This is a genomic window from Streptomyces sp. SID13726, assembly GCF_010548375.1.
In the GTDB taxonomy this organism is placed as follows: Bacteria; Actinomycetota; Actinomycetes; order Streptomycetales; family Streptomycetaceae; genus Streptomyces.
Map to the genome: position 1 here is coordinate 42,914 of NZ_JAAGLY010000016.1, position 19,092 is coordinate 62,005.

Here is a 19,092-nt window from a genome sequence, read left to right on the forward strand (position 1 = left end):
TCCAGGGGCGCGGGGAACTGCGCGACCAGCCCCCACCGGCCCCCACCCGAAAAACGTTTGAGTGTTTGAGTCCCGGGCTAGATTTCGAGGCATGGCTTCATCGCGCAGCGCCCCCGTACTGGTCGCGTCCAACCGAGGCCCCGTCTCCTACGACGTAGGCGAGGACGGCTCGCTGAACGCGAAGCGCGGCGGCGGCGGCCTCGTCTCCGGCCTCTCGGCGATCGGCCCGGAGGCCGGCGCGCTGTGGGTGTGCTCGGCCCTGTCCGACGGCGACCGCGAGGCCGTGCGGCGCGGAGTCGGCGAGGACGGCGTACGGATGCTGCCGATCCCGGCCGACGTGCACGCGGACGCGTACAACGGCATCGCGAACTCCGTGCTCTGGTTCGTCCACCACCTGCTCTACCAGACCCCGCTGGAGCCGGCCTTCGACGCGGAGTTCCGGCGGCAGTGGGCGTCGTACGAGACGTACAACCGCGCTTTCGCCGAGGCGCTCGCGGAGGAGGCGGCCGAGGGGGCGGCGGTCCTGGTGCAGGACTACCACCTGTGCCTGGTGCCGGGGATGCTCCGCGAGCTCCGTCCCGACCTGCGGATCTCGCACTTCTCGCACACTCCGTGGGCGCCGGTGGACTACTTCCGGATGCTCCCCGACGACATCGCGGACCGGCTGCTGCGCGGCATGCTCGGCGCGGACCGGCTCGGCTTCCTCACCCGCCGCTGGGCGGACGCCTTCACGGCCTGCTGCGCGGAGTTCACGGGCGGCCTCGGGGAGACGCTGGTCGGGGTGCACGGCCTCGGCGCCGACGCGGACTTCCTGCGCGAGCGCTCGCACCGGGCGGACGTCGAGGAGCGCATGGCCGCCCTGCGCGAGGAGATCGGCGAGGGCCGCAGGACGGTCGTACGGGTGGACCGGACCGAGCTGTCGAAGAACATCGTGCGCGGACTGCTGGCCTACCGGCGGCTGCTGGAGTCGCGGCCCGAGTGGCGCGAGCGGGTCGTGCACGTGGCGTTCGCGTATCCCTCGCGGCAGGACCTCGCGGTGTACCGGGACTACACGGCGGAGGTGCAGCGGCTCGCGGACGAGATCAACTCGGCGTACGGCACGCCCGGTTGGACCCCGGTCGTGCTGCACGTCAAGGACGACTTCGCCCGCTCCCTGGCCGCGTACCGGCTGGCCGACGTGGCCCTGGTCAACCCGATCCGGGACGGCATGAACCTGGTCGCCAAGGAGGTGCCGGTGGTCTCCGACGAGGGGTGCGCACTGGTGCTGTCGCGGGAGGCGGGGGCGTACGAGGAGCTGGGCGAGGACGCGATCACGGTGAACCCGTACGACATCGAGCAGACCGCGCGGGCCCTGCACGAGGCGCTGACGATGCCGGCGGGCGAGCGTGCCGAGCGCGCCAAGAAGCTGACCGCGGCGGCGACGGCCCTGCCACCGGCCCAGTGGTTCCTGGAACAGCTGAACGCGCTGAACGAGCTGAGCGCGCGATGACCGGGGCCGCCGACTCCCTGCCGACCCCGGTGACGCCCGCCGGGCGGGACGGGCTGCGGGCGATTCTCGCGGAGCCGCGGCGGGCGGTGATCGGGCTCGACTTCGACGGGACGCTCGCGCCGATCGTCGCGGACCCGGAGCGGGCGCGGGCGCACCCCGACGCGGTGGCCGCCCTCGCGGCACTCGCGCCGAAGGTGGCGTCGATCGCGGTGATCACCGGCCGCCCGGCCGAGGTGGCGGTCCGCAACGGCGGTTTCGCGGGCGTGCCGGGCCTGGAGCATCTGACCGTGCTCGGCCACTACGGCGCGGAGCGCTGGGACGCCGTGACGGGCGAGGTCACCGCGCCCGAGCCGCATCCGGGCGTGGCCGCGGTCCGTGCCGAGCTGCCGGACCTCCTCGCCGGGACCGGCGCCTGGGTCGAGGAGAAGGGCGGCCGGGCGGTGGCCGTCCACACCCGCCGGGCCCCGGACCCCCAGGCCGCCTTCGAGAACCTGCGCGCCCCTCTCACCGGCCTCGCCGCACGCCACGGCCTGATCGTCGAACCCGGCCGCCTGGTCCTGGAACTGCGCCCCCCTGGCATGGACAAGGGCGTGGCCCTTCGCACCCATCTCCGCGAGACCGGGGCGACGTCCGTCCTCTACGGCGGTGACGACCTCGGCGACCTCCCGGCCTTCTCCGCCGTCGACGACCTCCGCGCCACCGGCACCCCGGGCCTCCTGCTGTGCAGCGGCAACGACGAGGTGACGGAACTGCGCAAACGGGCCGACCTGGTGGTGGACGGGCCGGGGGGCGTGGTGGAGCTGCTGCGGGCGCTGGCGGACCGGCTCAGCTGACGCTCATCTCTCCGACCGCCGCCCCTCCCGGACTCTGAGCAGCCGGTTCACCGTCACCGGGTCGAAGGACAGGGCCCGTTCGTCGTCGAGGAGGGCGTTCAGGAGCTGGTAGTAGCGGACCGGTGCCAGGCCCAGCTCCTCGCGGATCGCGCGTTCCTTCGCGCCGGGCCCGGTGAAGCCGCGGCGCTCCAGCGCGAGGATGTCCCGCTCCCTGCGGTCGAGCTCTTCCATGCCAGGCACGGTAGCCCCCGGCACTGACAACGGCACCGGCCACAGCACGAACCGCAGCACCGGCAAAGGCACCGACGGCGGCTACTCGGCCCGCTGCGCGGTCAGCTGAAGCTCCCGCAGCACGGCGGTGGGGTTGCCGTCCGCGCTCACCGCGGCCCCGATCCGCTTCTTCACGGCCGCGCTGACCGTCGCCCAGGACGTCTTGCCCACCGGCGCCAGCTCGGAGCTGGGCAGCGCGTCGAGGAAGGGCTTGAGGTCGGCGTCCTGGGAGGCCCCGCTCATCGCGACGGACGCGGAGTTGGTGACCGGCAGCAGGTCGTACTCGCGCGAGAACGCGAGGACGTTCTTCTCGCTGTAGACGAAGTCGAGGAAGTCCCCCACCTGCTCGGCGTGGCCGTTCTTCCGGAACGCCATCATCCAGTCGGCGACGCCCATGGAGTTCTTGGTCTCCCCGGCGGCCCCGGGCATCGGCACCATGCCGAACTTCACGCCCTTCGCGGCGGCGATCTTCATCAGCGAGGGATGCCCGTTGAGCATGCCCACGTCCCCCGCGGCGAACGCCGAGAACGCGTCGGCCCGGTTCAGGCTCGCGGGCGCCACCGGTCCGGTGAGCCCCTTGCCGACCAGGTCGTCCTTGAGCCAGGTCAGGGTGTCGACGTTCTCCTCGGAGTCGATGCCGTACGTCCCGAGCGAGTCGATGTACCCGCCGCCCCCGCTGAGCAGCCACTGCATGGTCTCGGCCTGTGCCTCCTCCGGGCCGAGCGGCAGCGCGTACGGGTACTTCACGCCGTCCGCCTTGAGCGCCTCGGCGTCGGCGGCGAGCTGCTTCCAGGTCTTCGGCGCGGAGATCCCGGCGTCGGCGAAGAGGGTCTTGTTGTAGAAGAGCAGCCGGGTGGAGGCGGCGAACGGCATCCCGTACTGCACCCCGTTGATCCGCCCGGCGGACGCGAGCTGCGAGACGAAGTCGGCCTGTTCGCGGATGCCGAGCAGGTCGTCGGCCTTGTAGAGCAGGCCCTTGTCCGCGTAGTCGGCGTACGCCCCGATCTGCGCCATGTCCGGCGCCTTGCCGTCGTCGACCAGCTCCTTGACCTCGCGGTCGACGTCGGTCCAGGAGTACACGCTGACGTCCACCTTCACGCCGGGGTGCGTGCCCTCGTACTCCTCGACGAGCTTGTCCCAGTACTTCTGCGAGCCGTTGGCGGAGCTGTCGCCGTAGTCGGCGGCGACGAGTCTCAGGGTCACCTCGTCCGATCCGGAGCCGAGGCCGCAGCCGCCCAGGACCGCCGTCATGCCCAGCGCGGACACCGCCGCGATCGTTCCCGTCCTACCCCGCCGCACCGACAACCGCCCCACACTCACGTTCGAAAACTTTCGAAAAGTCATACATATCTCCGCCCTAAGGTCTACACCACGTGAGTGGACTAGACCTCTTGCGGGTCATGGGGCCACACTGTCCCCCGTGAGACATGTCATCGCCCTCGACGTGGGCGGCACCGGGATGAAGGCGGCCCTGGTCGGTGCGGGCGGCGAGCTGCTGCACCGGGCCCGCCGGGCGACCGGCCGCGAGCGCGGACCGGACGCGGTCGTCGACGGCATCCTCGACTTCGCCGCCGAGCTGCGCGCGTACGGCGTCCAGCACCTCGGCGCCCCCGCGGCCGCCGCCGGTGTCGCCGTCCCCGGCATCGTCGACGAGGAGCACGGCGTCGCCGCCTACTCCGCCAACCTGGGCTGGCGCGACCTGCCCCTGCGCGACCTGCTCACCGCCCGCCTCGACGGCGCCCCGGTCGCCCTCGGCCACGACGTCCGCACCGGCGGCCTCGCGGAGGGCCGTATCGGAGCGGGCCGGGGCACCGACCGCTTCCTCTTCGTCCCCCTCGGCACCGGCATCGCGGGCGCGATCGGCATCGGGGGCCGGGTAGAGGCCGGCGCCCATGGCTTCGCGGGCGAGATCGGCCACATCGTCGTACGACCCGGGGGCACGCCCTGCCCGTGCGGTCAGCGGGGCTGCCTGGAGCGGTACGCCTCAGCGGCGGCCGTGTCACAGGCGTGGGCGGACGCCACCGGGGACCCCGGGGCGGACGCGGCGGCCTGTGCCAAGGCGGTCGAGGCCGCGGACCCGAGGGCCCAGGAGGTCTGGCAGCACGCCGTGGCCGCCCTGGCCGACGGCCTGGTCACCGCCCTCACCCTCCTGGACCCCCGCACCCTGATCATCGGTGGCGGCCTGGCCGAGGCGGGGGAAACCTTGTTCACACCGCTCAGGAACGCGGTCCGGCAACGGATCACCTTCCAGAAGCAGCCGACCATCGTCCCGGCGGCCCTGGGCGACACGGCGGGATGCCTGGGCGCAGGCCTACTGGCCTGGGATCTCGTCAACAAGACCGACGGTACGGAGGCAACGAGCTGATGGCAGCCCACCCAGGGGCGCACCCGCATCCCGCAACCGGCAAGGCGCCCCTCGTCCTGTCCGGCGCAACGGTCGTCCTCCCCACAGGAACCGTCAAGAACGGCAGGGTGATCATCGACGGCACCCGCATCGCAGGCAGCGCCCCGGAGAACGCCCAGGTCATAGACGTAACCAACCACTGGCTGGTCCCCGGCTTCGTCGACCTGCACAACCACGGCGGCGGCGGAGCCTCGTTCACCTCGGGCACCCCCGAGGAGATCCTCAAGGGCATCCGCACCCACCTGACCCACGGCACCACCACCCTCGTCGCCTCCACCGTCACCGGCGACATGGCCTTCCTCGCGGAACGCGCCGGCCTCCTCTCCGAACTCGCCGAGCAGGGCGACATCGCCGGTATCCACTTCGAGGGCCCCTTCATCTCCCCCTGCCGCAAGGGCGCCCACTCCGAGAACCTGCTGCGCGACCCCGACCCGGCGGAGGTCCGCAAGCTGATCGACGCGGCGCGCGGACAGGCGAGGATGCTCACCCTCGCCACCGAACTCCCCGGCGGCCTGGACTCCGTACGGCTGCTCGCCGAGCACGGTGTCATCGCGGCGATCGGTCACACGGACGCGTCCTACGAGCAGACCGTCGAGGCCATCGACGCGGGCGCGACCGTGGCCACGCACCTCTTCAACGCGATGCCGCCCCTGGGCCACCGTGACCCGGGCCCGATCGCCGCGCTCCTGGAGGACGAGCGGATCACGGTCGAGCTGATCAACGACGGCACGCATCTGCACCCGGCCGCGCTGCAACTGGCGTTCCATCACGCGGGTCCGCGGCGGGTCGCGTTCATCACGGACGCGATGGACGCGGCGGGCTTCGGCGACGGCCGTTACATGCTCGGCCCGCTGGAGGTGGAGGTCAGCGACGGGGTGGCCCGGCTCGTGGAGGGCGGTTCGATCGCCGGCTCGACGCTGACGCTCGACCGTGCGTTCAAGCGGGCGGTGACGGTCGACCGGCTACCCGTGGAGGACGTGGTCGCCGCGCTCTGCGCCAACCCGGCCCGGCTGCTGGGCAGGTCGGACCGCATCGGCTCCCTGGAGCCCGGGAAGGACGCCGACCTGGTGCTTCTCGACCATCAATTCGACCTCAAGGGCGTCATGCGCCGGGGCGAATGGGTGGTCGATCCGCAACTGGGTTGATGTGTCCCGCTGTTGAGGGCGGCGGTGTCCTGGGAGACTGGGCGGTCTCATTCTGTCTTCGGGGGAGGTCGGCCCGGGTGATCCTCACGGTCACGCTGAACACCGCTCTCGACCTCACGTACCGCGTACGGTCGTTGCGGCCGCACACCACCCACCGGGTCACCGAGGTCGTCGAACGCCCGGGCGGCAAGGGGCTGAACGTGGCCCGGGTGCTGGCGGCGCTCGGCCACGGGGTGACGGTCACGGGCTTCACGGGCGGTGTCACGGGCCGCGTGGTCCAGGACCAACTCACCGCCGTACCGGGCCTGGTGGACGCGCTGGTCCCCGTCTCCGGCTCCACCCGGCGCACGATCGCGGTCGTGGACGAACTCACCGGCGACACGACCCAGCTCAACGAGCCCGGCCCGACGGTGACTTCGGCGGAGTGGGCGGCCTTCCAGGAGGCGTACGACGATCTCGTCCCGGCCGCCTCGGCGGTGGCCCTGTGCGGCAGCCTTCCGCCGGGGGTGCCGGTGGGCGCGTACGCGGGCCTGATCCGCACGGCGAAGGCGGCCGGGGTCCCGGTCCTCCTCGACACCAGCGGAGAGCCACTGCGCCGCGGGGTCGCCGCCCGCCCGGACATCCTCAAGCCGAACGCCACCGAACTCTCCGAACTGACCGGCTCCCACGACCCGCTGCGCGCGACACAGGACGCACGGCGGCGGGGCGCCCTCGCGGTGGTGGCCTCCCTGGGCCCGCAGGGCCTCCTCGCGGCCACCCCCGAGGGCCGCTGGCGTGCCACTCCCCCGGCCCCCACCCGCGGCAACCCCACCGGCGCCGGCGACTCCGCGGTGGCCGGCCTCCTGTCGGCCCTGACCGACCAACTCCCCTGGCCGGACCGCCTGACCCGAGCGGTAGCCCTGTCGGCGGCGACCGTACTGGCCCCGGCGGCAGGGGAGTTCGACCGTCCGACCTACGAGAACCTGCTGGACCGGGTCACGGTCACGGGGGAGGTCAGCGCGGCGTGACCTCTACTGGTCGACGTTCTCCGTCACGGTGAACTGGTCGAGCAGGGCGTTGCACTGGTTGCCCTGCTGGCAGGAGAGCTGGATCGTGTTGGTGCCCTTGGTCAGGGAGACCTGGGCCCAGGTCTCCTGCCATTCGTTTGCCGGAAGCCCGCCGAAGTTCTTCATGTTCAGGGGGCGGGAAGAGGCCTTCCCGTTGACCGTCACCGTGGCGTTGGCGTCGTCGGCGGGGAGGGCGTAGCGGACGTAGACCCGGTAGGTGCCGGCCTTCTCGATGCCGTTCACCGTCCAGGTGACCGAGGCGCCCTGCTGGTTGAAGCCCTGTATGTAGACGCCGCCGTCGGACTTGGCGCCCTTCACGTCGGACGCGCCGCTCGCGCCGCCCTCCAGGCGCATCGTCTTCACGTCGGCCTTCGGGAGCTCCGCGGCTTCCGCCTCCGACGAGGAGGCCGACGCGCTCGGCTCCGAGCTCTGGGACGTGCTCGGGGTCGTGCTCGCGCCGTTCGCGTCGTCGTTCTTCGAGCCGTCGCCGCCCATCATCGCGACGCCGATGCCGATGACGACCGCGGCGACCACCGCGATGGCGCCGATCAGGAGGCCCTTGGTGTTGGGGCCGCCGCCGCGACCGCCGCGACCGCTGTAGCCCGGCATGGGCTGCTGGCTGGTGGGGGCCGCGCCCGGGAGGGTCTCGGGGGCCGCGTAGTGGGCGCTCGGCTGGCCGTAGGTGCCCTGCTGCTGCGGGACCTGGCCGTAGGGGGCCGTCGGCGCGGTGGGCGCCTGCTGCTGGCCGTACTGGCGCTGGCCGACCGCGCGCACTCTGTTGACGGAGTTCGGGTAGCCGTAGCCGCCGGAGGGCGGTTGGGCCCCGTTGGCCTGGCCGTCGGCGTAGAGGTAGCCGAACGGGTCGTCGTCCTCGGGCGTGCTCGCGCCGTTGTTGCCGGACGTCATCCCTTGGTACTCCTCAACAGGTGCGGATCGGATGCGATACGTGGAGTCAGAATGGCGAGCCTACCCGCTCCTGATGGCCCAAACGGGTGACTCGGATCGCATCGGCTCGCTGACCTGGGGTCATCCAGCGCGTCTGTGTTGTTTGGGACGAGATCGTTTCTCGACGTACATCCGCTCGTCGGCTGACTTCAACACTTCGTCCGCCGTCATGCCGCAGTGTGCCCAGCCGATACCGAAGCTGGCACCGACCCGCACGGCCCGCCCCTCGGCCCGGATGGGCTGGATGATTTCGTTGCGCAGGCGCACCGCGAGGTCGGCCGCGTCGGCCTTGCCGAGGCCGTTGGCAAGGATCACGAACTCGTCGCCGCCGAGCCGGGCCACGGTGTCGCCGTCCCGGACGCACTGGGACAGCCGCCGGGCCACCTCGATGAGGACCGCGTCACCCGCGTTGTGCCCGAACCGGTCGTTGATCGACTTGAAGCCGTCGAGGTCGCAGAAGAGGACCGCGAGCCCCTTGGCACCGTCGTCGCGCTCCCCCTCGGGGGCGACGGTGTGGACATGGTGGTCGAAGCCGTCGTACGACTCCGCGCCGGGCCGGAAGTCGAAGCCGTGGCCGTTCGCGTCGTAGACGGCGGGGTGGCCGTAGGCCGCGTCCATGGACTCCAGGGCGCCCGCATGGGTGGGGCGCTGGCAGAGCCGGGAGGAGAGCCGGGCGCGCAGCTCGGCGGAGTTCGGGAGGCCGGTGAGGGAGTCGTGGGAGGCGCGGTGGGCGAGCTGGAGCTCGCGGCGCTTGCGCTCCTCGATGTCCTCGACGTGGGTGAGCAGGAAGCGGGGGCCGTCGGCGGCGTCCGCGACCACGCTGTTGCGCAGCGACACCCATACGTAGGTGCCGTCGCGGCGGCCCAGGCGCAGCTCGGCGCGCCCGCCCTCCGCGGAGGTCCGCAGCAGGGTGCCTATGTCCTCGGGGTGGACGAGGTCGGAGAAGGCGTAGCGGCGCATCGCGGAGGCGGGGCGGCCCAGCAGGCGGCACAGGGCGTCGTTGGTGCGCAGGATGCGGCCGTGCTGGTCGCCGCCCATCTCGGCGATGGCCATGCCTGAGGGGGCGTACTCGAAGGCCTGCCGGAAGCTCTCCTCGCTCGCCCTGAGGGCCTGCTGCTCCCTTTCGAGCCTGACCAGAGCGCGCTGCATGTTCGCGCGTAGACGCGCGTTGCTGATCGCGATGGCGGCCTGGAACGCGTACATCTGGAGCGCTTCACGGCCCCAGGCGCCCGGCCGGCGGCCGTTGCGCGGCCGGTCCACGGAGAGCACGCCGATCAGCTCGCCGCACTTGCCGCCCGGCACGCTCGGTGTGTACATCGGCGCGAAGAGCCGGTCGGAGGGGTGCCACTCGTCCTCGAAGCGGGGCGCGGGCCCGTCGGTGTACCACTGCGGGACGTCGTCGTCGTCGAGGATCCAGCCCTCGGTGTGCGGGATGAAGACCAGGTCGCCCCAGGTCTCCCCCATGCTCAGCCGGCGCTCCCAGGAGTCCCGGGAGCCGACCCGGCCGGTGATGAGCGCCTCGGCCGCCTGGTTCCCCGAGAAGGCGGCGACGACGAGGTCGCCGTCGGGGCGCACGAGATTGACGCACGCCAGCTCGTAGCCGAGCGCCTGGACCACGCCGTTCGCGACCGTCTGCAATGTGTCGGCCAGGCTACGGGCCGTGTTCATGTCGGCCATGACCTGGTGCAGCTGACGCAGGGACGCAAGACGGACGTAGGGCTCCGACTCAGTCTCCATTTTGCTTGACCTCCCCCCGAGACCTCGCAGCGAATCAAGGGTCATCTGTCCAGCCACTGAATCACAGCGCGCTCCCCGCCCGGTACACAGGGTCAACAATTGGCACCTCTTGTGACTCAAGTCACAGCGAAAGATGAGCAATTGAACGGGGTTTCTGCGTTTTTCCTGTGCGTTTACTGAACGCAAAGTTTGGGTGTTTGTGAACGCCGTACGTATCGCCGTGGGTATCTCCGTGCGCATCTCCGCCGGTAGACCTAGGTCCGGCCTCGGGCGGAGGCCCGATGCGGGGCGCTCGCACCGGAGATTAGCGTTTCCGACGTGCCGAACACTCCCCCCGCCACGGTCCCGATGATCCCCGCGCCCGCCTCCGGGCATGCTGTGGGGGTGAGCAACGACGAGTTCCGCGCCGCCATGTCCCGGCTGGCCGCGGGCGTGGTCCTGGTGACCGCGTTCGAGCCCCCGCTCGACAGCGACGGGCCCAAGGGCGAGGACGTCGGCATGACGGCCACGGCGTTCCTGTCGGTCTCCCTGGACCCCCCGTTGGTGCTGGTCAGCCTGCGTACCGGGTCCCGGATGGACGACCTCCTCGACGAGCAGCCGCACTGGGCGGTCTCCGTGCTGTCCGAGAGCCAGCGGCACATCGCGGGCCGCTTCGCCATGAAGGGCCGCATCAGCGACCGGCTGCTGTTCGAGGACATCCCGTACGTCCGCGGTGCCGCGACCGGCGCCGCACTGGTGGGCGGCGCCCTCGCCACCCTGGAGTGCCGCACCGAGCAGAGCGTGCCGGCCGGCGACCACACCCTCGTGATCGGCCGCGTCCTGACCGCGTCCGTACCGAGCGCGGACGGCGGGCCCCTGACCTATTTCCGTGGCAGGTACCGGCAGTTGGGATGAATTCCGCGGGGGCCCGGATCCAGACCCTGATCCAGGCCCCCGATCCAGGCCTCCGGATGGCATTCGCACCCCGCCGCAAAAAAGATCACACCCGGGAATTCCGAGGCCGCCGCGGGCATACCCGTCCGCCCCGGCCGGGAATTCTCGATCGTGTACGAACGTGAACACGAGGGTTCGCCGGACTGGGCCGTCCCGCGGCAGCGCGAGAGGCACGACGACGGCGCCGGACCCGACGAGGGACCCGTCAGCCCCAGTCCCGGCCCGACCGCCCCCGCTTCGTGTCCGACCGCTGCTTCTTCTCCCGCAGCCGCCGCTCGTTGATCCCACGAGGAATCCGGGTCGCCCGCCGCGGCTTCGGCGGCGGCGCCGTGGCCTCCGCGAGCAGCGCCGCGAGGCGTACGGCCGCGGTCTCGCGGTTCCGCCACTGCGACCGGTGCTCGGAGGACCGTACGACGACGACCCCGTCCACGAGTCGCGAGGCCAGCTTGGTGAGGGCCCGCTGCTTCCACACCTCGGGCAGGGACTCGGTGCGGGCGAGGTCGAACCGCAGCTCCACCTGGGAGTCGCTGGTGTTGACGTGCTGCCCACCGGGCCCGGACGACCGCGAGAAACGCCACATGAGCTCGGCCTCGGGCAGGGAGACGGAGCCGCGGATGACGTAGGGACCGGACATGGGGTCCATGTTCCCGCCCCTGACCCGTCCACGTCACCCCAATATCGCCTGTCGGCCCCCCGTTCGCGGTTCGGTAAAGAAAGTAAAGAAGCGGGGAACCTTCGACACCGCTCGCGGCGTTCATAGGGGTAGCTGTAGCTTCGTGCCCGTTACTTAACGAGGGAAGGGACTCCCAACAATGGCTGTAAGCCTGTCCAAGGGTGGCAACGTCTCGCTCACCAAGGAGGCTCCGGGCCTGACCGCCGTCACCGTGGGCCTCGGCTGGGACGTCCGCACCACCACCGGCACGGACTTCGACCTCGACGCCTCCGCGATCGCGGTCAACACGGAGGGCAAGGTCTACTCGGACGCCCACTTCGTGTTCTTCAACAACAAGCAGACCCCGGACCAGACCATCGTCCACACCGGTGACAACCGCACCGGCGAGGGCGCCGGCGACGACGAGGCGATCAACGTCAACCTGGCCGGCCTCCCGGCCGACATCGACAAGATCGTCTTCCCGGTCTCGATCTACGACGCGGAGAACCGCTCGCAGAACTTCGGCCAGGTCCGCAACGCGTACATCCGCATCGTGAACCAGGCCGGCGGCGCCGAGATCGCCCGCTACGACCTCTCCGAGGACGCGGCGACGGAGACCGCGATGGTCTTCGGCGAGCTGTACCGCAACGGCGCGGAGTGGAAGTTCCGCGCGGTCGGCCAGGGCTACGCCTCGGGCCTGGTCGGCATCGCCCAGGACTTCGGCGTGAACGTCTGACACGCACAGCGGTGAGCGGGAGCCCCTGGCCGATACCGGCCGGGGGCTCCGGCGTTCCGTCTTCTAGGCCTGTGCGATGAAGGCGGTCCAGGTGGCGGGGGTGACGGTGAAGTGGGGGGCGGTGGGGTCGTTCTTGGAGTCGCGGATGTGGATGGCGTCGGGGGCGGTGGCGATCTCGACGCAGGAGTTGCCGTCCGTGCCGCTGCTGTAGCTGCTCTTGAACCACACCAGCTCGGAGGCGTCCCCGGCAGCGGACTTGCGGATCATGTTTCTCCCAGCAGTTGCTCGATGAAGGCCAGTGACTCCCGTGGCGGGAGCGCCTGAGCCCGGATGGTGCCATACCGCAGCTCAAGGATGCGGAGCTGTTTCGGGTCGGTGATGGGGCGGCCGTTGAAGGCGCCGTCCGAACGCCCCACCGCTGTTCCGTCCGGAAACTTCAGCAGCTCGATCTTGCCGTCCAGGCCTGGGTGGGCGTCGCTGTTCGTCGGCATGATCTGCAGCGTGACGTTGCGCAACCTCCCCACCTCCAGCAGACGTTCGAGCTGCTGTCGCCACACCATTGTGCCCCCGACCGGTCGACGTACGACTGCCTCCTCCAACACGAAGTGGATGGACGGAGCCGGGTCACGTTCGAAGACCGACTGCCGGGCCAGACGAGCAACCACCATGCGCTCCACGTCGTCCTGCGAGTACGGCGGTTGCGCCGCCTCGAAGAGCGCCCGTGCATGCTCCGCGATCTGCAACAACCCATGGACGCTGTTGGATTCATAGACCCCGATCTCAACGGCCTGCGCCTCCAACTTGGCCAGCTCCCGAACCCTCTTCGGATACCGGACCTTCCTCACGTCCTCCTTCATCGCGGCGATGAGCCCACCCGCCCCCAAGACCTCGTCGGCCTTGTCCAGATAGTCGAGCCGGGGGATCCGTTTGCCGCCCTCGATCTTGTAGACCATGTCCTCGCCGTACCCGACGGCCTCACCGAAGTCGGCGGCCCGCATCCCCACGGCCTCGCGCCGCAGTTTGAGTTGCCGTCCGACCGTCGCGATGACCGCGACACCCCACTCGTCATCGGGGTCGACCTCCCACCCGGGGTCGACCGTCTCGCCGTCCACACTCATCCCGCACCCCTCCGCCGTACGTCCGTACCCGCGACGCCCCTACCCCCACGACCGCCCCCGACAGCCCGGACACGACCGGACAAGCTCCGGACAGTCACCGTACGCATCGGCGACGTCACTGTTCACGGTACGCACGCCCGGCCACGCTGAGTGACGTGAATCAAGAAACCGCCGCCATCCGCAACTTCAGCGCGCCCCTGTCCTCCACACCACGGGGAGCCCGCCTGGCCCGACTCCTGGCCTGCGAGCAACTCCGTGAGTGGGGACTCCCGTTGGACCCCGCGGAGCACATCGTGGCGGAGCTGGCGGCGAACGCGGTGACACACGGCCGGGTCCCGGGACGCGACTTCCGCATCACGCTCTACGTCGTCGGCGGCACCCTGCGCATCGAGGTCACGGACACCCGGGGTGACCGTTTGCCGTGTGTGCAACTCCTTGCGCCGGACGCGGAGTCGGGGCGGGGGCTGGCACTCGTGGAGACGTTGGCCGACCGCTGGGGTGTCGCGCCGGGGCCCCGGCCGCGCAAGACGGTGTGGGCGGAGGTCGACGTCTCACCGGGGGCCGGGAACCGGAACTCCGGTGGCGTGGGCTGCCTTTCCCAAAGGAACTCCGGGGTGAAAGAAACCCACCCAAGCCCCACCCCTCCTCCCGGCTCCTCACGTGTCGAAGCCGCAGCTCACTCGCCCGGGTGAACATCACCAACTCAGCTGGATTTCGGCCCGGTTGCTTGCTCTACGCTCACGGCAGCACAACCGCAGTCACACAGCGGACATACGACGGCCCTCGCCGGGACTGGCATCCCAATGCGAGGGCCTGACCACCAAGGAAGAAGAGCGCTTCCCGATGGACACCGAAAACCCTAGCGCGCCGCCGCGCGCCCAGTCCCGCCCCGCGGGCAAAAACCACCCGCGCGAGGGTGGCCTCCGCCACGACAACGCCCGCCACACCGAACGCTTCACGGTGATCGGCAACCACCTGGCCCAGCACGCGGAGCTGTCGCTCACCGCGAGAGGGCTGGCCCTGTACCTCCAGTCGCTCCCCGTGGGCGCTCCCGTGGACATCAAGACCCTCGCCGGCCGCTTCCCGGAGGGCCGGACCCGTATCGCCGCCGCCCTGCGCGAACTGGAGACCCACGGCTACCTCCGCCGCACCCGCGAACGCATCCCCGGCGGCCGGGTCGTCACCCGCACGGTCTCCTGCAACCGGCCCGGCCATCGCGACCATGCCCCGGCGCCGCCGAAGAAACCACGGCACCCGCCCCGCAAGCGGCTCCTCCCCGCCGTACCGCAGCCGGGCTGCCCGGCCCCGGAGCTGCTGCGGATCGCCACCGAAGTCGTCACCACGCTCCGCCGCCACGACCCCCGCCTGCTCCTGTCGGCCACGGAGACGGAACACCTGGCCCCCGGAGTCGCGGCCTGGCTGGAACGCGAGGCGACCCCCAGCGCCGTACTCCACGCCCTGACCACCCATCTCCCCACAGAGCCCCTGAACCGCCCGGCGGCCCTCCTGGCCCACCGCCTCACCACCCACCTGCCGCCCCTCCCTCCATACCGCCCGCCGTCTCCACCCCCGGAGGTACGGCACCGACCCCAGACCTGCGACACCTGCGACCGCGTCTTCCGCGCTCCCGGCCCCGGCCTCTGCCGAGACTGCCGACACGATGCCGCGGGAGTGCCCTCAACGTGAACTCCCACCAGCACCGGGCCACGCGAAGCCTCCTACTGACCATGGAAGACACGCTGCCGGGCAAGTTCGAGATCACCAAGAACGGCCTCGTACACGATCTGGGTTCGCCCAACAGCCCTCACGAGCTGACCCGAGCGCGGCTTCGGAGGCGCCTCGAAAACGTGGCCCCGAAGGAGATCGTGGCCCACTCGGGCAAGCCCGACGTGGAGAACGAGCCGGAAGGCATCATGCGTCGTCCCGACGTGATGGTGATCGCCATGGCAGACATGGATGTCCCGGGCTCCTTCGACCCTCGCACACTCAGGGCCGCCATCGAGGTCGTCTCCCGCTCCAATCCCGACAACGACTGGGTCGGGAAGGTGCGCGACTACCCCCTGATCGGTATCCCCGTCTACGCGATCTTCGACCCCCGCACCGCCACCGGCGCTGTCCTCACCGACATCCACCCCACCCCCGAAGGCCCCCGCTACGCCACCCGCAAGGATTTCGTCTACGGCGAGGACGTCACCATCGGCGAGTGGACGATCTCCACGGACAACCTGCCCCAGTACAAGGACTAGCCACGGCCGCTCGGCGTGACCGGGGGCCGCATGCCGAGCCACTGTTCGGAGCCCCATGCCTCGAAGCGTTCCACCTCGGTGAATCCCAGCTTCGTCGCAAGGCGCATCGAGGCGGTGTTGGCGGTCTGGGTGGTGAGCACGACCGGCTCTCCGGGGAGAACTCCGTCGAGCCAGCCGAGTGCCGCCCCGCATGCCTCGGCCGCATAGCCGTTGCCCCAGGATCGCGGCAGGAACAGGTAGCCGAGGTCGGCCTTTCCCACGGCAGCCGGGCGGCGGTGACCGGTTGCCCTCCTGAGGAGGATCTGGCCGATCATCGTCCCGTCGAGATCGACGACGAAACTCCCGGGCCACCGCTCGGGCACCTCAGGGGTCTCCCGCTCGAGTTCGTCACGCGCCCGGGGGCCGCCGAGGTAGGTGTGCGCCTCCGGCGAGGCCAGCAGCTCGATGAACGCCGTACGGTCCCGTCCCTCGGATGCACGGAGTACAAGACGCTCGGTCCTGATCGGCTCGGGCGGCCACGTCACGAGGTCCAGTTCATCCATCCGCGCAAGTTAGCAAGGGGTGTCTGGTCTCAGCGGGCGAACTTCTCGATGGCCGCCGGGGTGACGGGGGTGAAGAAGTTGACGAGGTTGCCGTCGGGGTCGCGGAAGAGGAGGGAGCGGTTGCCCCAGGGCATCGTGGTGGGACCGTTGACGAAGTCGGTGACGTGGCCGGTCAGGTTCTGGTGGACGCGGTCCACGTCGTCGACGAGGAACTCGGTGATCACGCTGTGGTTGGCCGCCGGGCGGGCCGAGCCCGGGGCGAACAGCGGGACGGTGCGGGTGCTCGCGATCGCGAGGGTGGCGCCCGGGGTCCTGAGCTCGGCGAAGTCCTCGGTGGCCCACTCCGCCCGCACTCCGGTGGCCCGCTCGTAGAACGCGACGAGACGGGCGACGTCGCCGGTGATGATGCGGATCGAGACGAAGTCCATGGGGATCTCCTTGGCTGTGCTGAAGGCGTGCACATCGCAGGCTAGGAGAAATAGAGGACAGAATCGGTCCTGTATTTGCGTTAGGTTGCGTGCATGGCTCGACCCACCGGCCGCGTGCTGACACTCCTGGAACTGCTTCAGTCCGGCGGCACCCGGACCGTGGCCGAACTCGCCGACCGGCTCGGCGTCGAGGGGCGCACTGTACGGCGCTACGTCGACCAGCTGGTCGACCTCGACGTACCCGTGGAGTCGGTGCGCGGTCGTTACGGCGGGTACCGGCTCGCCCCCGGGTACCGCCTGCCCCCGCTCATGCTCAGCGACGACGAGGCGCTGGCCGTGCTGCTCGGCCTGGTCGCCGGCCGCCGGGCCGGGCTGACGACGGCACAGCGCACGGCGAACGAGACGGCGTCGGCCAAGATCCGGCGGGTGCTGCCCCGGCACATCGCCCACCGCCTCGACACGCTCCTGGAAGCCCTCGCCTTCACCGATCAGCCCGGCGAGTCGGAGCACCCGGACGCCGGTGTCCTGCTCACCGTCGCCGACGCGGTACGCCACCGCCGGCCGGTCTCGATCCGCTACACCGACCGCGACGGACAGCGCAGCGAACGCACCCTGCACGCCTACGGGATCGTCGCCCACGCGGGCCGGTGGTACGTCACCGGCGAGGACCGCACCTTCCGGCTCGACCGCATCGCGGACGCGCGGACCCTGCCCGGCTCGTTCGAGGCACCCGTGGGCCCCGATCCGGCACAGCGCCTGCTGTCGGGGTTCGCCACGGCCGGGTACCGGCATGAGGTGACCCTGCGGATCCACGGGACGGTCGAGCAGATCCGCGCCCGCCTTCCCGCGAGCGTGGCGAGCCTGGAGGAGCCCGAGCCCGAGCCCGAGCCCGAGCCCGCCTCCGGCGACGACGACCCGGCAGCTGCGCGCTGGCTGCGTGTCGAACTACGGGCCGAGCGGCTCGACTGGCTGCCCCCGGTCCTCGCCTCGCTCGACCGGCCGTTCGTCGTCGAGCGCCCCGCCGAACTCCGCGACCTGGTCATCGAGTTCGCGGATCGCCTCGCGTCCCGCGCCCGCCAGGGCTGACGACGAGGGGCGTGGCTCTACGCCCGCTCCGGCTTCCCCTCCCCGTACAGCCACTCCTCCCAGATCGGCCCGAAGTCCTCGTCGGGGGCGAGTTGTTGGACGTACGCCTTGAAGTCGTCCGTGTCCGCGTTGGCGTGGCGGTGGGTGGTGGGCCAGTCGCGGAGGAGGGTGAAGAAGGCGGTGTCGCCGAGGCGTTGGCGGAGTTTGTGGAGGACCATCGCGCCGCGCTGATAGACGGGGGTGTCGGAGATGTGGGCGGCGCTCGGCGGGTCGGCGGGCGGGAAGGACCAGAGGTCGTCGTAGGTGTCCTCGCCGTGGTCGTAGAGGGCGTCGAAGGTCTCCTGGGCGCTGTCGCCGCCGTGGTCCTCGTCCCACAGCCACTCGGCGTAGGTCGCGAAGCCCTCGTTGAGCCACATGTCGCGCCAGGTCTTCGGGGTGACGGAGTCGCCGTACCACTGGTGGGCGAGTTCGTGGACGAGGGTCAGGGTGTCGGGAGCGCCCGGGAAGAAGGGGCGGTTCTGGGTCTCCAGGGCGTACCCGGCGTCGCCCTCGCGGTCGACGATCGCGCCGGTGGAGGAGAAGGGGTACGGGCCGAAGTTGGCCTGCGCCCACTTCATGATCGCGGGAAGCCTGGACAGGACTTTCCGGCTCGCGTCCGCCTGGGTCGGGTCGACGGCCGTGTACACCGGCAGGCCGTCGGGGGTCACCGAGCGCTGGATGTCGTACTCGCCGATCGCCAGGGTGGCGAGGTAGCTCGCCATGGGCTCGGCGGTGCGCCAGGTGGTGGTCGTACGGCCGTCCCGGGTCCCGGAGGCGGTCAACTCGCCGTTGGAGACGGCCTGGTAGCCCTCGGGGACGGTGATCGTGAGGTCGTAGGACGCCTTGTCGGAGGGGTGGTGGTTGCCGGGGAACCAGGTCATCGAGCCGGTCGGTTCGCCGAGGGCCACCGATCCGTCGTCGGTCTCCAGCCAGCCCTCCTCCGAGCCGTCCGGGTCGGTGAGCGTCTTCGGGGTGCCGGAGTAGCGGACGGTCACGCGGAAGGCACGGCCCTTGTCGAGGTCGTCGTGCGGGCGGACGGTCAGCTCCTGGCCGGTGCGGTTCCAGCGGGCCGGGTCGCCGCCGACGGTGACCTTCTCGACGTCCAGGCCGTCGAGGTCGAGGTCGAACGCGGAGAGGTCCTTGGTGGCGCGGGCCGTGAGGGTCGCCGTGCCGGAGAGCTTCGAGGTGTCCGGGTCGTAGGCGAGGTCGAGGTCGTAGTGGGTGACGTCGTAGCCGCCGTTGCCCGCCTTCGGGAAGTAGGGGTCTCGGAGGCCGGAGCCGCCGGGGGTGCCGTGGACTCCGCCGTCGCACGCGGTGAGGGCGCTCGCGGTCAGGGCGCCCGCGAGGAGCAGGGCTGCGGGGACGCGCCGTGCGGCGCGGGCTCCTTGTACGGCGCGGACGGGCGCGGGCGGTGCGGATCGGGACACGCGGTGATCCTATGAG

At 71.0% G+C, this 19,092-nt stretch carries 21 protein-coding genes; 11 read left to right on the forward strand and 10 right to left on the reverse strand.

The annotated features are described in order from the left end of the window. Window positions 1-91 precede the first annotated feature (91 nt). Window positions 92-1,489: a trehalose-6-phosphate synthase gene (locus tag G3I78_RS32790; RefSeq protein ID WP_164431330.1), complete on the forward strand. Its 1,398-nt coding sequence runs from the start codon at window positions 92-94 to the stop codon at window positions 1,487-1,489. Then, on the forward strand, window positions 1,486-2,322 hold the full coding sequence (gene otsB / locus G3I78_RS32795) for a trehalose-phosphatase (RefSeq protein ID WP_164431340.1): 837 nt from the start codon (window positions 1,486-1,488) through the stop codon (window positions 2,320-2,322). Before G3I78_RS32790 ends, otsB begins: the two co-directional genes overlap by 4 nt. A gap of 3 nt (window positions 2,323-2,325) precedes the next feature. Here the strand turns inward: otsB and G3I78_RS32800 are convergent, their stop codons facing one another. Together G3I78_RS32800 and G3I78_RS32805 are read right to left on the reverse strand one after the other, a co-directional pair. Further along, window positions 2,326-2,553, reverse strand: coding sequence for a DUF3263 domain-containing protein (locus G3I78_RS32800; RefSeq protein ID WP_164431342.1), 228 nt, complete (start codon window positions 2,551-2,553; stop codon window positions 2,326-2,328). Between the two features lie 81 nt (window positions 2,554-2,634). After that, complete coding sequence (locus G3I78_RS32805; protein ID WP_164431659.1) at window positions 2,635-3,843, reverse strand: extracellular solute-binding protein; 1,209 nt, start codon at window positions 3,841-3,843, stop codon at window positions 2,635-2,637. Window positions 3,844-4,012: 169 nt separating this feature from the next. Here G3I78_RS32805 and G3I78_RS32810 point away from each other — a divergent pair, with 169 nt between their 5' ends. From G3I78_RS32810 to G3I78_RS32820, 3 genes are all read left to right on the forward strand, one after another. After that, window positions 4,013-4,957 carry an ROK family protein gene (locus G3I78_RS32810; RefSeq protein ID WP_164431350.1) on the forward strand — a complete coding sequence of 315 codons (945 nt, stop codon included), beginning with the start codon at window positions 4,013-4,015 and terminating at the stop codon, window positions 4,955-4,957. Then, window positions 4,957-6,141, forward strand: a complete 1,185-nt coding sequence (gene nagA, locus G3I78_RS32815; protein WP_164431352.1) for an N-acetylglucosamine-6-phosphate deacetylase — start codon at window positions 4,957-4,959, stop codon at window positions 6,139-6,141. Before G3I78_RS32810 ends, nagA begins: the two co-directional genes overlap by 1 nt. 77 nt (window positions 6,142-6,218) lie before the next feature. Then, entirely contained in the window at window positions 6,219-7,148 is a 930-nt protein-coding gene (locus tag G3I78_RS32820) for a 1-phosphofructokinase family hexose kinase (RefSeq protein ID WP_164431354.1), read from the forward strand. Window positions 7,149-7,151: 3 nt separating this feature from the next. Here the strand turns inward: G3I78_RS32820 and G3I78_RS32825 are convergent, their stop codons facing one another. Both G3I78_RS32825 and cdgB read right to left on the reverse strand, forming a co-directional pair. Next, on the reverse strand, window positions 7,152-8,093 hold the full coding sequence (locus tag G3I78_RS32825) for a CBM35 domain-containing protein (RefSeq protein ID WP_164431356.1): 942 nt from the start codon (window positions 8,091-8,093) through the stop codon (window positions 7,152-7,154). Window positions 8,094-8,213: 120 nt separating this feature from the next. Then, complete coding sequence (gene cdgB / locus G3I78_RS32830; RefSeq protein WP_164431367.1) at window positions 8,214-9,869, reverse strand: diguanylate cyclase CdgB; 1,656 nt, start codon at window positions 9,867-9,869, stop codon at window positions 8,214-8,216. 348 nt (window positions 9,870-10,217) lie between these two features. Between cdgB and G3I78_RS32835 the strand changes: the two genes are divergently transcribed. Further along, a complete protein-coding gene (locus G3I78_RS32835) occupies window positions 10,218-10,763 on the forward strand; it encodes a flavin reductase family protein (protein ID WP_164431660.1) in 546 nt (181 codons plus the stop codon). A gap of 244 nt (window positions 10,764-11,007) precedes the next feature. On the opposite strand, the gene arfB is transcribed toward G3I78_RS32835, so the two are convergent. Next, entirely contained in the window at window positions 11,008-11,445 is a 438-nt protein-coding gene (gene arfB, locus G3I78_RS32840) for an alternative ribosome rescue aminoacyl-tRNA hydrolase ArfB (RefSeq protein ID WP_164431370.1), read from the reverse strand. Between the two features lie 169 nt (window positions 11,446-11,614). On the opposite strand from arfB, the gene G3I78_RS32845 reads away from it, so the two are divergent. Beyond that, window positions 11,615-12,190, forward strand: a complete 576-nt coding sequence (locus tag G3I78_RS32845; RefSeq protein ID WP_164431372.1) for a TerD family protein — start codon at window positions 11,615-11,617, stop codon at window positions 12,188-12,190. Window positions 12,191-12,253: 63 nt separating this feature from the next. Here the strand turns inward: G3I78_RS32845 and G3I78_RS32850 are convergent, their stop codons facing one another. After that, a complete protein-coding gene (locus G3I78_RS32850; protein ID WP_164431374.1) occupies window positions 12,254-12,457 on the reverse strand; it encodes a DUF397 domain-containing protein in 204 nt (67 codons plus the stop codon). Beyond that, window positions 12,454-13,308: a helix-turn-helix transcriptional regulator gene (locus G3I78_RS32855; RefSeq protein WP_164431376.1), complete on the reverse strand. Its 855-nt coding sequence runs from the start codon at window positions 13,306-13,308 to the stop codon at window positions 12,454-12,456. Before G3I78_RS32855 ends, G3I78_RS32850 begins: the two co-directional genes overlap by 4 nt. A 155-nt stretch (window positions 13,309-13,463) precedes the next feature. Between G3I78_RS32855 and G3I78_RS32860 the strand changes: the two genes are divergently transcribed. From G3I78_RS32860 to G3I78_RS32870, 3 genes are all read left to right on the forward strand, one after another. Further along, the gene (locus G3I78_RS32860; RefSeq protein WP_343243909.1) at window positions 13,464-14,000 is read left to right on the forward strand and encodes an ATP-binding protein; all 537 of its coding nucleotides are present in this window, start codon (window positions 13,464-13,466) and stop codon (window positions 13,998-14,000) included. Window positions 14,001-14,151: 151 nt separating this feature from the next. Beyond that, window positions 14,152-14,994: a helix-turn-helix domain-containing protein gene (locus G3I78_RS32865; protein WP_164431662.1), complete on the forward strand. Its 843-nt coding sequence runs from the start codon at window positions 14,152-14,154 to the stop codon at window positions 14,992-14,994. 41 nt (window positions 14,995-15,035) lie between these two features. Further along, window positions 15,036-15,554: a Uma2 family endonuclease gene (locus tag G3I78_RS32870; protein ID WP_164431378.1), complete on the forward strand. Its 519-nt coding sequence runs from the start codon at window positions 15,036-15,038 to the stop codon at window positions 15,552-15,554. Here G3I78_RS32870 and G3I78_RS32875 read toward each other — a convergent pair. Then, window positions 15,551-16,096, reverse strand: coding sequence for a GNAT family N-acetyltransferase (locus G3I78_RS32875; protein ID WP_164431380.1), 546 nt, complete (start codon window positions 16,094-16,096; stop codon window positions 15,551-15,553). The two genes, G3I78_RS32870 and G3I78_RS32875, sit on opposite strands and share 4 nt — an antisense overlap. 29 nt (window positions 16,097-16,125) lie before the next feature. Continuing rightward, window positions 16,126-16,524: a VOC family protein gene (locus tag G3I78_RS32880; protein WP_164431382.1), complete on the reverse strand. Its 399-nt coding sequence runs from the start codon at window positions 16,522-16,524 to the stop codon at window positions 16,126-16,128. A 93-nt stretch (window positions 16,525-16,617) separates the two neighbouring features. On the opposite strand from G3I78_RS32880, the gene G3I78_RS32885 reads away from it, so the two are divergent. Beyond that, on the forward strand, window positions 16,618-17,610 hold the full coding sequence (locus tag G3I78_RS32885; RefSeq protein WP_164431384.1) for a YafY family protein: 993 nt from the start codon (window positions 16,618-16,620) through the stop codon (window positions 17,608-17,610). 17 nt (window positions 17,611-17,627) lie between these two features. Here G3I78_RS32885 and G3I78_RS32890 read toward each other — a convergent pair whose 3' ends face one another. Beyond that, on the reverse strand, window positions 17,628-19,001 hold the full coding sequence (locus tag G3I78_RS32890) for a M1 family metallopeptidase (RefSeq protein ID WP_164431664.1): 1,374 nt from the start codon (window positions 18,999-19,001) through the stop codon (window positions 17,628-17,630). Window positions 19,002-19,092: the final 91 nt, after the last annotated feature.